The sequence below is a fragment of the Sorangium sp. So ce131 genome (assembly GCF_051519095.1).
Lineage (GTDB): Bacteria > Myxococcota_A > Polyangia > Polyangiales > Polyangiaceae > Sorangium.
Genome location: NZ_CP150455.1, coordinates 11,164,115 through 11,176,535 on the forward strand (window position 1 = coordinate 11,164,115; position 12,421 = coordinate 11,176,535).

Here is a 12,421-nt window from a genome sequence, read left to right on the forward strand (position 1 = left end):
GCCCCCCCCGCCTCCGCTCAGCCCGCCGCCGAGCGCGCCGTCCGCGCGTACGCGCGCAGCACCTCGGCGACGCTCCACGCCTGCGCGACGCACCCGCGGGGCGTGAACGGCGGCTCCGCGTCGAAGATCTCGCTGATCGACCCGGCGCACGCCTCGTCGAGGTGCGGCGCGAACCCGGAGAGCAGGTCGCGCGCCCCGGCGAGATCCGCCGGGTAGACCTTCAGCCACGCGTCGATGAACGGCCCCATGAGCCACCCCCACACCGTGCCCTGGTGATAGGCCAGGTCCCGCGCGCGCAGATCGCCGAAGTACTTCGGCTTGTAATCGGGGTGCCCCGGGGCGAGCGACCTGAGGCCCACCGGCGTCCAGAGCCGCTCCTTGACCTGATCGACCACCCCCTTCCAGCGCGAAGGATCGAGGACCGGGTGCGGCAGCGAGATCGAGAAGATCTGGTTGGGCCGGAAGGCGCTGTCGGTGCCCTGCTCGCCGTCGAGCACGTCGTGGAGATACCCCTTCTCCTCGTACCAGAAGCGCTCGTTGAACGACGCCTTCACCCGGTCGGCCGCCGCGCCGTAGCGCTCCGCCGCGGCGTCGCCCTCGGCCTCGCGCACCCAGCGCTCGACCAGCCGGAGGGCGTTGTACCAGAGCGCGTTGATCTCCACCGCCTTGCCCCTCCGCGGCGTGACCACGTAATCGCCGACCTTGGCGTCCATCCAGGTCAGCTGATAGCCCTCCTCGCCTTGCCGCACGAGGCCGTCCTTGGGGTCGACGCCGATCCCGAAGCGCGTCCCGCGGGTGTGGTGCTCGATGATGTCGATCAACGTGGGGAGGATGAGCCGGAGCGTCTCGCGATCGCCGGTGTAGGTCAGGTAGCGATCGAGCGCGTGGAAGAACCAGAGGGTGGCGTCGGCCGTGTGGTAGAGCCCCTCGTTCTGGCCCTCCGGGAACATGTTGGGGATGAGCCCGTCCTTCACGTAATGGGCGAACGTGCGGAGGATGTAGCCCGCCTCGGTGTGGCGCCCGGTGACGAGCGTCAGCCCCTCCAGGCTGATCATCGTGTCCCGGCCCCAGTCGGTGAACCAGTGGTACCCGGCGATCACGGTCCGCACCTCGTCCCCGCTCGCCCGGGCGCGGGCGGCGTCCTCCACGCGGCCCGCGGGGGTGATGAGGAACTTGTCGGCGCCGAGGATGAGCTCCGCCGCCGGCCCGGTGCGCACCTCGGGCGCCGCGGCGAGCAAGAGCCGCGTCCGGCGCTTGCGCTCGGCGCGCTGCACCTCCTCCGTGGAGAGCGCGTTGATCGTCTCCCACGCCTCGGTGGCGGCGACCAGGGTCACGCTGCCGCCGACCGGGAGCTCGAGGCTGAAGCGGCCGGGGCTGTAGAACTGGCCGATGGCGTCGTAGCCGCGGCTCTGCTCGATCCGGTAGCGCACGTTGCGCAGGCGGGCGCTGTCGATCCTGAACTCGGCGCGCGCGCCCTGGACCTTGAGCCGGAGCGGCGGCAGGTCGCTCGGCGAGGCGAGCTCGTAGCGGTCCTCGACCACGGTGAGCGCATAAGGACCCGCGACCGGCCGATCGAGCGCGCCCTCGTGCGGGCGGAAGTTCACCCACGGCTGGAGCTCGATCCGGACCGGCCCTGCCCCCTCGATCAGCGTGTACGTCACATGCACGGTGTTCTGCCCGTGGGGCAGGAGCAGGCGCCGCTCGAACACCATGCCCGCGCCCTGGTAGCGCCACACCGGGAGCCCCGCCTCGAGGCGGAACTCGGCGAGATCGATCACCTGCGCGGAGCTGTCCTCGAGCCACGGCTCCAGGCCGCCCACCAGGTACACCTCGTTGTCCGCCGTGAAGATCCGGGCGGACAGGTCGCTCAGCATCATCGTGCGGCCGAGCGGCGCGGGCAGCGCGGCGATCAAGAGGCCATGGAAGCGGCGGGTCACCGCGCCGGAGATGGTGCCTGACGCGTAGCCGCCGAGCCCGTTCGTGACGAGCCACTCCCGCGTCAGCGGATCCGAGCCGTGCTCGGCGTCGTCGTGCGACGCGGGGGCGGTGCCCCGGGACCAGACCATCATCCGACAGATCTCGTCAGCGAACATTCTTCTTGGGCTCCTCTGGACGCGGGTTGGCGCTGGTCTTCTCGGGGACCGGCGTCCCCACCACGGGGTGGAGGAGGACCGCCGCCTCGCCCGGGATATGGACGCCATCCTCGGTGTTGACGGGTGGACTGCCGTGTCCGCCGTAACGGGGCGACTCGCTGGACCACAACGTCTCCCAGCGGCGCCCCGGCGGCGGGGCGAAGAGCGGCTCCGGCAAGGATCCTCGATGGATGTCCCCCCCGAGGTTGACGAGGAGCAGCCGGTCGTCGCCGTCGTCGCCGAAGTAGCGGAGCAGGAAGGCGTGGGAGGAGAGGACGGCCCCGTCGACCCCGCGCGGGCGCTGGGCCGAGATCACCGGGTCGCGCCGGCGGAGCGCGATCAGGTCCTCGTGGAGCGCATAGATGCCGGCGTTGCGCTCGCGCTCGGCGAAATCGAGCTTGCAGCGCTCGAACGTCGCCGGATCGTCCGGAGCGTCGAGGCGCTCGCGTACCTCGGGCGCGGCGCAGGACGGGAACTGCGCGAGGAACTCCGCCCTGCCCTTGCGCACGAGCGGGGCCAGCTCCTGGTTGTGGTCCGCGAAGAAGAGGAACGGCGCCGACGAGCCGAACTCCTGCCCTTGAAAGAGCATGGGCGTCCCGGGGGCGAGGAGCAGCAGCGCCGACAGCGCCCGGAACCTCCCCGGGCTCGCGATGTGGTAGAGCCGCTCGCCCTTCGCCGTGTTGGCGACCTGATCGTGGTTCTCCAGGAAGAGGACGAACCGCGCCGGCTCCACCCCGAGCACCGGCGTCCCCCGCCGCTGCTTCTGCCACGCGTAGCGCTGCCCCTGGAAGAGGAACCCGTGCTTCAGGGCGGAGATGAACTCCTGGGGCGAGCCCTCGTGATCGGTGTAGTAGGCCTCGTTGTGCCCGGTGAGCGCCACCTTGGCGCTGTGGTGGAAATCGTCGTTCCAGATCGCGTCGAGCCCGTACCCGTTCCGCTCCGCTGCGCGGATCATCCACTCTTCCTGGGACTCGTTCTCGGCCACGATGAACGTCTCTTTGCCCCTCGCGGCCTCCCGGACGCGGCGGGTGATGGCGGCGAGGATGTGGTCCTTCGAGCTGTCGTAGATGTTCTGCGTCGCGTCGAGCCGGAGCCCGTCGAGGTGGAACTCGTCGATCCAGTAGCCGGCGTTGGCGATGAAGTACTCCCTCACCGCCTCCGACCCCGGGCCGTCGAAGTTGATGGCCGCGCCCCAGTCCGTCTTGTGCCGATCGGTGAAGTAGTCCTTGGAGAACTCGCCGAGGTAGTTCCCATCCGGGCCGAGGTGGTTGTAGACGACGTCGAGGATCACCCCGATCCCGGCGCGGTGCGCCGCGTCGACGAAGCGGCGGAGGTCGTCCGGGCTGCCGTAGTTGCGCATCGGCGCGAAGAGGTTCACGCCGTCGTAGCCCCAGTTGAAGCGGCCGGGGACCTCGTTGACCGGCATCACCTCGATCAGCGAGATGCCGAGGCGCGCGAGCTCCGGCAGCTCGCGGGCGGCGGCCGCCCAGGTGCCCTCTCGGGTGAAGGTGCCGACGTGCATCTCGTAGAGGACCTGCCCCTTGAGCGGGGCGCCCCGGAAGTCGCCGTCGCGCCACGCGAACGCGCCAGGATCGACCACCTCGGAGGGCCCGTGCGGCCCTTCGGGCTGGAAGCGCGACGCCGGATCCGGATAGAGCTTCTCGCCCCGATCGAGCCGGTAGCGGTAGCGGGTGCCGCTCGCGGCGGCCGGCACGAGCCCCGCGAAGTAACCGCCCTCCTCCGGCTGCAGCACGGCGGTCGCGCCGCTGCCAGGCCCGCCCTCGAGGACGACCTCGACCCGGCGCCGCGCCGGCGCCCAAACGCGGAAGTGCACGCCCTTGTCCGGCACCACCTCTGCTCCGACCGGTAATCTCCGCTTTGTCTTGTTCTCCACCATCTCCAGATGGATTGTAAGCGCAACGCACGTGACGTCCAGCGCTGATATAGCGAGGAAGGCCTTGCAGCTGGAACCTTAGAAGCGCGTGCGGAGAACCCTGAATCGTGGTTCTTCCTGCCGCGGCAGGCCGGAGCTGTCGCGGTGCAGGTCGATGAGCGGGGCCCGAGGGAGCGCCCGCTTCATTCATTGAGATCACGAAGCCAGATATCGAATCGCGCCTTTCGGCCGCGCAATGGCGTTGCGCCAGCGCCAGCGCCAGCGCCGCGGCGGGGCCCATTCGCCCCCGGGCGCCCCCTGCCTGTTCACCCCGACCAGCGCTACCTGGCCGCCCTGGCGGGCTCGGCCGTGCGCAGCGCCGCCGCTCGCCTCGCCTGGGCGTGTCGCCGCGGCGAGGAGCGCCTTGACATCGCGCGCCGGTTTCGCACTTGGTATCCGTTCAGTGGGACGGCGCCCCGCGGCGCTCGGCCGGCGACCTCGTGAAGATCCTAGAGCTCCACCTCCTCGCGTTCGGTCCGTTCACGGATCTCCGGCTCGACTTCTCGTCGCCGTCCCCGGGCCTGCACGTCGTCTACGGCCCCAACGAGGCCGGCAAGAGCACGGCGCTGCGCGCGATCCGCGGCCTCCTCTACGGCATCCCGCACATCACGCCGGACGCCCACCTCCACCACAACACCGAGCTCCGCGTCGGCGGCCGGCTCGCGGGCGCGGGCGGCGCGACGCTCGCGCTCGTCCGCCGCAAGGGGCGCGTGAAGACGCTGCGCGACCCGGAGGACAACCCCCTCGACGACGCCGCGCTCGCGCCGCTGCTGGGCGGCGCCACGGCGGAGCTGTTCGAGACCACGTTCGGGCTCACCCACGAGGCGCTCCGGCAGGGGGCCGAGGCGCTGCTCCAGGGCAAGGGCGACGTCGGCCAGAGCCTGTTCGGCGCGGGGCTCGGCGGGCCGGGGCTGCAGCAGCTGCTCGCCACGCTGCGCCAGGAGGCGGACGAGATCTTCACACCCCAGGCGAGGACCCGCCCGCTCAACGAGGCGATCAAGGCGTTCGAGGAGGCGCGGAGCCAGGCGAAGAGCGCCGCGCGGCCGCCCGCGGACTGGACGCGCAAGCGGCAGGAGATCGACGAGGCGAGGGCCGAGCAGGAGCGCGTCGACGCGGAGGTGCTCGCGCTCCGGGCGACGGACAAGCGCCTGCGGCGCGCGCTCCGGGTGCTCCCCCTGCTCGGGGCCCGGCGCGCGCTGCTCGAGCGGCGCGCGGCCCTCGGCGACGTCGTCCTCCTGCCCGAGGGGGCTCCGCGCGACCGCGAGGACGCGCAGGAGCGCGCCGCCGACGCGGGCGCGCAGGCCGAGCGCCTCCGCGCGGACATCGAGGAGCTCGAGGCGCGGCGCGCCGCGCTGCACGTCCCCGCGTCGCTCGCCGAGCTCGACCCGGGGGTCATCGACGCGCTCGTCAGCCGGCTCGGCAGCCACCGCAAGGCCGCGGTCGACCTGCCGCGGGTCCGGGCGGAGCTCCACGGCATCGAGGACGAGGCGCGCGCGATCCTGCGCCGGCTCGGGCGCGACCCCGCGCTCGTGGGCGGCGCCGAGCCCGGGCGGCTGGAGGCGCTGCGCGTCGACGTCGCGACCGAGGCGCGCCTCAAGAAGCTCGCCCGCGAGCGCGGCGCCGTCGAGGCCAAGCCGCGCGAGGTGGAGCGGCTGCTCGCCGCGCACCGCGCGCGCCGCGACGCCTGCGCGCGCCGGCTGGCCGAGCTGCCCCAGGGCGAGGACCCGGCCCCGCTGCGCGGCGCGCTCTCGCGGGCGCAGAAGCAGGGGGATCTCGAGCACCGCCTCCGCGAGGCCGCCGCCGCGGCGGCGCAGCTCGCCCGCGACGCCGACGCGCAGCGGGACCGGCTCGGCCTCGGCGCATCCGCCTCGCCCGCGCGGCGCCCGCTCTCCGCCGCCGAGGCGAGCGCCCTGCCCGTCCCGCTGCCCGAGACGGTCGACCAGGCGGCCGCGCAGTGGGGCGCCATCGCCCGCGACCGCGACCGGCTCGCCGAGCGCGCCGCCGAGATCGAGGCGCGCCGGCGCGAGAGCGCGCGCGAGATCGACGCGCTCCAGCGCGCCGGCGCGGTGCCCACCGAGGCCGACCTCGCGGAGGCGCGCGAGCGCCGCGACGCCGCCTGGAAGGCGCTGCTGCGCGCGCTCCAGGCGAAGGGGAGCGCGCGCGCCGCGGAGGCGGCGATCCACACGGCCACGCTCTTCGACCTCGGCAAGGACGCGCCCGCCTCGGCCGGGGCGGGGCGGCGGCGGCCGCTCGCCGCGGCGGGCGACGCGCCGGCGCGCGCGCGGCCCGACGAGTACGCCGAGCTGGTCCGCGCCGCGGATGTGATCGCCGACCGGCTGCGCCGCGAGGCCGACCGGGTCGCCCGCCTCGCGCGGCTGCTCGCGGATCAGGCGCGGGCCGAGGCGGATCAGGCGCAGCTCGCCGGCGAGCGCGCCGCGCTCGATCGCCGCGCGGCCGAGGCCGAGGCCGCGTGGATCGCGCTGTGGCAGCCCGCGGGGGTCGCGCCGCGCTCGCCCGAGGAGATGCGCGGCTGGCTGGCCCGTTACGCGGGCCTGACCGCCACGGTCGACCGGCTCCGCGCGGCCGAGGCCGAGGCCGACGCGCTGAGGGCCCGGATGCAGGCGCACGCGGCCGAGCTCCACGCGGCGCTCCAGGGCGCGCGCGCCCCGGCCCGGGGCGCGGGCGGGGCGCCGGAGGGCGTGGGCCGGGCGCCGGAGGGCGCGGGCGGGGCGCCGGAGAGCGCGGGCGGGGCGCCGGAGGGCGCGGCCGCGCGGCTCTCGGCGCTGATCGAGGCGGCGGAGCAGGAGCTCGCCGCGATCGAGGGCGCGGCCCGGGAGCGCAAGGAGCTCCTGCGGGAGCGCAGGGAGCTCGAGCGCGAGATCGAGGACCTCGAGCGGGAGCGGTCGGGGCACGCGCGCGCGCTCGACACGTGGCGGGCCGAGTGGGCGGAGGGCGCGCGGGCGCTCGGCCTGCCCGGCGACGCATCGACGGACGAGGCCACGGCGATCCTCGAGGAGCTCGGCGCGCTGTTCCGCAAGGTCGACGGTGCGGCCCACGAGCGCCGCCGCGTGCGCGGGATGGAGCGCGACGCGCAGGCGTTCGAGGCCGACGTCGCGGAGCTCGCGGCGCGGCACGCGCCGGACCTTGCCGAGCTGCCGGCGGATCAGGCCGCCGATCAGCTGCTGAAGCGCTACCACAAGGCGCGCGCGGACCTGCGCGAGCGCGGCGAGATCGAGCGCCGCCTGGCCGACAAGCGCCGCGAGCGGGAGCAGCAGGAGGCGCGGCGCGAGGCCGCCCTCTCGCGCCTCGCGAAGCTCTTCGAGGCGGCGGGCGTGGCGCGCACCGGCGACGACGGCGCGGACGTCGCGGCGCTCTCGCGGGCGGAGGAGCGCTCGCGCGAGGCGCGCCGCCTCGACCGCGAGCTCGTCGAGAACGAGGGCAAGCTGCTCGAGGCGGGCGAGGGCGCGGGCGTAGCCGCGCTGGAGCAGGAGACGGCGGGGCTCGAGCGGGACGCGCTCGCGCTCGAGGTGGACCGGACGGAGCAGCGCCTCGCGGCGCTCGAGGACGAGCGGCGCCGGATCGACCGGACGCTCGGCAGCCTCGAGCAGGAGCGCGAGCACCTCCGGGCGACGGTGGGCGCCGCCGAGGCCGCGGTGGAGGCGCAGATCTGCCTCTCGCACCTGCGCGGCGAGGTCCGCCGCTACGTGCGGGCGCGCCTCGCCGCGGTGCTCCTGGAGCGCGAGATCGAGCGCTACCGCGAGCGCAACCAGGGCCCGATCCTGGCGCGCGCGAGCGCGCTCTTCCACCGCCTGACGCTGGGCGCCTACGCGGGCCTGCGGGTCGGCTACGACGAGAGCGAGCAGGCGGTCCTGCGCTGCGTCCGGGGCGCGCCGGCCTCGCCGGCGGCCGCGTCGACCAGGGCGACGGCGGCGCCTGCGGCGGGGGCGAGCGCCACGCCGGCGGCGGAGGCGCCCGCGGCGCCCGCGGCGGAGGCCCCCGCGGCGGAGGCCCCCGCAGCGGAGGCGACCCCAGCGAAAGCGACCGCGGCGGAGGCGACCCCAGCGGAGGCGACCACGGCGGAAGCGACCGTGGCGCAGGCGACCGCGACACCTGCGGTGGATGCGGCCACCACGCCGGCAGCGGAGACTCCCGCAGCGCCCGCGGTAGAGGCCACTGCCGCGCCCGCGGCGGAGGCCACGGCGACCCCCGCGACCGCGACCCCCGCCGTGGAGGCTACCGCGCCCCCCGCGGCAGAGTCCACGGCCGCGCCCTCGAAGGCGGCGGTGCAGCGCGAGGTGGACGTGAGCGGCCTCAGCGACGGCACGCGCGACCAGCTCTACCTCGCGCTCCGGCTCGCGAGCCTGGAGCACCACGCCCGGACGGGCGAGCCGATGCCGCTCATCCTGGACGACCTCCTGATCCACTTCGACGACGACCGCGCCCGGGCGGCACTCGCCGTGCTCGGCGAGATGACGGCGACGACGCAGGTGCTGTTCTTCACGCATCACGCGCGGCTCGTCGAGCTCGCGCGGGAGGCGGTGCCGGCCGAGGTGCTCCGCGAGCACCGGCTGCGGTGAGGAGCCAATCGCGGTCGCGCGAGTCGTCGGAGCCTGGGCGCGCCCCGATCGAGCAGCCGCGGCTCGCCGACGGTCCCGCCAGCGCCGAGGAGAGTTTCCTACTTCAAAGCGCGCCGCGCTCCCAGCCGGCGGTGCGGATGGGGAGGCGCCCCGTCCTCCAGCCACTTGGAACACGCATCCGCCTCGCTCCCGGGGTTGGCCCACACGATGCGCTTCAGGGAGCTCACGCGCGCTGAAGTTGCGCTGAAGAGCGCTCGTACCTGCTCATCCAGCGAGACCACGGTATGGTCCGTCACCTGCGCGGCCTCGATGAGGTGCGCGTCCTTGAGCATGGCGCGCCGATCGCGCTCGGTCTCGGCGGCGCCGTCGATCGCGTCGCGCAGGCCAGCGTCCTCGGAGACGTCGAGCGGCAAGAGTTTCTTGCGAGCGACCATCGCGGCCCGCCATTGCCGCGCAAAACCGGACTCGTGCTTCTTCCACTCCGAGCTGACAGAGGGCGTGAGCACGACGCGATGGCACACGGTGAGCGTCGTCTTCAGAAAGTCGCGGCACTGCTTGGGGAGCGGGTGGACAGCGTCCTCTCCACCGGCGGCCCGGGCCACCGAGGCGTCGATGACGAGGCGGCGCGAGACCTTGGCCCGCATCTCAGCGCTTCGCCTTGGCCATCCGCTTCTCGGCAGCGTCGAGGTACCGGGCCTGCGCGTCGAGCGCCACCTCGGCGAAGTCCTCGGGCCAGTCGCCGAAGGCGCCAGCCTCGTCGAGATCCGCGCTCCGCACCTGCGTCGCACCGTCTTTATCGAGGGAGAACCAGTGCAGCGCGACGAGCTCCGGCCGGAGCGCCCCTTCGGCGACGAGCGCCTGCACACCGAGCAGCAGGAGCGAGCTGTGCGTCTCGACCACGACCCGGACGCCGCGGCTGGCGGCATCGGCGAGGAGTTGCGCCATCGCGACCTGCGCGCGCGGGTGCAGGTGGATCTCCGGTTCTTCAATATAGACGAGCTGACCGGGTCGAGCTGTCAGGAGAGCGACGAGCACCGGGAGGCACTGCGAGATACCGAAACCGACGTCGGCAATACTAACGAGGTCGAGCGCGCGGCCCCGCGCTCGCTGCTTGAGGCGGCCGACGCGCAGCTCAACGCGAGTGTCGTCGACGCGAGACGCCTTGATCGTCCAGTTTAAGCCGAGCTTTTCAAGCGCGGCCCCGAGCTGCTTCAGGCGGATGTCCTTCGTGGCTTGCCAGTGATGGATGATGCTGGCGACATACGGCTCGAAGGTCCCGGGGAACTCCTTGCCGACGGCGGTAGTCCTGTACGTCCGCTCGGGGTTGCCGCGGAGCGCGGCGACATGGATGATGGCGCGCAGGTTGTCGCGTGCGTGCCGGGCCGCGAGCGGAACGTAGTCGGAGCCGTCGTCCGCCTCGATGACGCTCAGCGTCTCCCCGGTCCGCTTGGACAGTTGGTACCAGAGCAAGCATCGCTGTCTCACAACAGAAATAACGTACTCTCCGTAGTCATGAACGATGCGGCGGTGCAACCTCTCAATCCTTCCGGATCGGACGGCAACTATCATGTCGGTCACATCGAGCCCGCCCTTCGGCTGCTTCTGAAAGCGGACGTCGACATTCCCGGCGGGCAGGTGGATACTGACCGAAAACTGATTGATGCTCCGACCTTCAAAGCGCGAGAAGAGCTGCTCGACTGCCGTGAATCGGACGTGCGGTCCGTCGAGCAGCAATGCGCCCGGATCGTAGAACGCGTCCAGCGTCTGCTTCATGAGCAGAGGGGGCTGCATGATGCTGGACTTGCCCGAGCTGTTGGTCCCCGCGAGGAGGGTCAGCGGGCGGACGGAGATCTCCGTCCGCTTACGGATCGATTTGAATCCCTCGACAGCGATGGCCGAGATGCCGCCCAGCTCCGCCGCGCGCGCAACGCTTGATTTATCCGCCACCCTGCTCCTCCGCGCGTGCTACGGCGACTATTTCACATACCAGGACGCAGATCCAGGACGAGGGCTTCGCCTCCGGCACCTCACGACGCGAACAGCCAGATCACGCTCGCCGCCCCGCCCAGGAAGAGCGCCGCCGTGAAGATCAGCACGGCCACCCGGTCGGGCCGGTACTCCCCGCGATCGATCGCGCGCGCGGCCCGCACGTAACGCGCCGCGGCCCACGCGATGAGCGCCATCCCGAGCAGCACCATCCCCGCGCTGGCCCCGGCCGCGTCCCTCAGCAAGGACCGCGACGCTCCCCGCGTGGCGCTCCCTGCCGTCTCGAGGAAGTACAGGCTGAACCGGTTGATCGTGATCCCGAAGCTGAGCAGCGCGATCGCCGTGCGCACGTACGCGAGGTGCGTCCGCTCGTTCGCGAGGTGCTCCCTCGCGTAGGCCTCCGTCCGCTTCGCGCTCTCCTCGCCGGGCATGCTGGTCGCGACAGCCTACTCGACCCGCCTACCGCCGGCTGAACCGATCGTCGAACCACGGGTACGCCGTGTTCGAGTAGCCGCGCACCTCCCAGAACCCCGGCCGGTCCACCGCGCTGAACGTGATGCGCTTGATCCACTTCGCCCCCTTCCAGGCGTAGAGCTGCGGCGTGATCATCCGCACCGGGCCGCCGTGCTCGCGGGGCAGCGGCTTGCCCTCCCAGGTGTGGACGAGCAGCACGTCGGGCAGCATCGCCTCCTCGAGCGGGAGGTTCGTCGTGTATGGCGTCTGGGTGCCGGGCGCGATGTCGCTCGCCTCGATCAGGACGAAGCGCGCCTCCGCGAGCGGGCGCGCCCGGCCGGCGATGTCCGAGAAGCGGACGCCCACCCAGCGGTTGTCCATGCGGCTCCAGGTGGTCACGCAGTGGAAGTCCGAGACGTCGAGCGTCTGGGGCAGCTCCATGAACTGCTCCCAGGAGTAGGTCCGCGGCGCCTCGCACAGCCCGTCGACCGTGAGCTCCCACCGCTCGGTCGGGATGTCCGGCGTGTCGCCGAGGTCGAGCACCGGCCACGTCTTCACCTCGCGCTGCCCCACCGGCAGCCGCGGCAGTCCGTGCCGGTTCGGCGGCCCGCTGCCCACGGGCGCGCGCCCGTCGAACACGCCCTTGCTCCGCGCCGCCTGCCGCTCGGCGAACGCCTGCTTGCGCTCGATCAGCGGACGCGGCCGCCGCCCTGCATCGTCCCCCATCGCGTGACCATGGCCAGAGGCGGCCCCGCCTGCAAGCTCGAGCTGGCCTCGCCCGCGCGGAGCGCGTCAGGGCGAGCGGCCCTTGCGCCCCGTGAGCTCGACCGCCACGGCGTCCACCGAGACCGAGGTCGGCGGGCCGAACTTCTTCACCTGCACCGTGACGCCGATGGCCGGCGTGTCGTCGAGCACGCGCTCGATGATCCGCTCGGCCAGCGTCTCGAGCAGCTTGTAGGAGGCGCTCGTGCCCGCGTCGACGACGAGGGTCGCGAGCTGGTCGTAGTCGAACACGCGAGCGCGCGTGTCGGTGCGGGGCAGCAGGGCGACCGGGAGCTCCACTTCCATGCACACCACGAAGTCCTGGGGCAGGTCGCGCTCGGCGCGGGACACGCCGTGCTTGGCGCGGAAGCGGATGCCGTCGAGGCGGATCCGGTACGTCTGGATCGCGGACTCCATCGACGCCCCCTACCACGCCTTTCGCCCGGCTTCTGCGGCAACGAGGGGGAGCGTGGGCCCGCGCGCCCGGCGCCGCTCTCGGGCCCGCGCCCGGCGCCGCTCTCGGGCCCGCGCGCCGGCGCCGCTCTCGGGCCCGCGCGCCGGCGCCGCTCTCGGGCCCG

Annotated in this window: 8 protein-coding genes; 1 reads left to right on the plus strand and 7 read right to left on the minus strand. The window is 73.4% G+C overall.

Annotated features, from left to right (window positions below; translation table 11 throughout):
- Positions 1 to 17: 17 nt before the first annotated feature.
- Positions 18 to 2,093, minus strand: coding sequence for an amylo-alpha-1,6-glucosidase (locus tag WMF43_RS40460; protein ID WP_437673227.1), 2,076 nt, complete (start codon positions 2,091 to 2,093; stop codon positions 18 to 20).
- Positions 2,083 to 4,029: a malto-oligosyltrehalose trehalohydrolase gene (gene treZ, locus WMF43_RS40465; protein WP_437673228.1), complete on the minus strand. Its 1,947-nt coding sequence runs from the start codon at positions 4,027 to 4,029 to the stop codon at positions 2,083 to 2,085. Before treZ ends, WMF43_RS40460 begins: the two co-directional genes overlap by 11 nt.
- Positions 4,030 to 4,454: 425 nt before the next feature.
- On the opposite strand from treZ, the gene WMF43_RS40470 reads away from it, so the two are divergent.
- Entirely contained in the window at positions 4,455 to 8,642 is a 4,188-nt protein-coding gene (locus WMF43_RS40470) for an AAA family ATPase (RefSeq protein ID WP_437673229.1), read from the plus strand.
- A gap of 98 nt (positions 8,643 to 8,740) precedes the next feature.
- Here the strand turns inward: WMF43_RS40470 and WMF43_RS40475 are convergent, their stop codons facing one another.
- From WMF43_RS40475 to WMF43_RS40495, 5 genes are all read right to left on the minus strand, one after another.
- The gene (locus WMF43_RS40475; RefSeq protein ID WP_437673230.1) at positions 8,741 to 9,286 is read right to left on the minus strand and encodes a hypothetical protein; all 546 of its coding nucleotides are present in this window, start codon (positions 9,284 to 9,286) and stop codon (positions 8,741 to 8,743) included.
- Between the two features lies 1 nt (position 9,287).
- Positions 9,288 to 10,589: an AAA family ATPase gene (locus WMF43_RS40480; RefSeq protein ID WP_437673231.1), complete on the minus strand. Its 1,302-nt coding sequence runs from the start codon at positions 10,587 to 10,589 to the stop codon at positions 9,288 to 9,290.
- A gap of 80 nt (positions 10,590 to 10,669) precedes the next feature.
- On the minus strand, positions 10,670 to 11,059 hold the full coding sequence (locus WMF43_RS40485; RefSeq protein ID WP_437673232.1) for a YidH family protein: 390 nt from the start codon (positions 11,057 to 11,059) through the stop codon (positions 10,670 to 10,672).
- A 28-nt stretch (positions 11,060 to 11,087) separates the two neighbouring features.
- The gene (locus WMF43_RS40490) at positions 11,088 to 11,807 is read right to left on the minus strand and encodes a molybdopterin-dependent oxidoreductase (RefSeq protein ID WP_437673233.1); all 720 of its coding nucleotides are present in this window, start codon (positions 11,805 to 11,807) and stop codon (positions 11,088 to 11,090) included.
- Between the two features lie 66 nt (positions 11,808 to 11,873).
- Complete coding sequence (locus tag WMF43_RS40495; protein WP_437673234.1) at positions 11,874 to 12,260, minus strand: dihydroneopterin aldolase; 387 nt, start codon at positions 12,258 to 12,260, stop codon at positions 11,874 to 11,876.
- Positions 12,261 to 12,421: the final 161 nt, after the last annotated feature.

Coding starts and splice junctions, on each gene's coding strand:
- WMF43_RS40460 (WP_437673227.1), bottom strand. CDS start 2,093: ATGTTCGCTGACGAGATCTGTCGGATGATGGTCTGGTCCCGGGGCACC.
- treZ (WP_437673228.1), bottom strand. CDS start 4,029: ATGGTGGAGAACAAGACAAAGCGGAGATTACCGGTCGGAGCAGAGGTG.
- WMF43_RS40475 (WP_437673230.1), bottom strand. CDS start 9,286: ATGCGGGCCAAGGTCTCGCGCCGCCTCGTCATCGACGCCTCGGTGGCC.
- WMF43_RS40485 (WP_437673232.1), bottom strand. CDS start 11,059: ATGCCCGGCGAGGAGAGCGCGAAGCGGACGGAGGCCTACGCGAGGGAG.
- WMF43_RS40490 (WP_437673233.1), bottom strand. CDS start 11,807: ATGGGGGACGATGCAGGGCGGCGGCCGCGTCCGCTGATCGAGCGCAAG.
- WMF43_RS40495 (WP_437673234.1), bottom strand. CDS start 12,260: ATGGAGTCCGCGATCCAGACGTACCGGATCCGCCTCGACGGCATCCGC.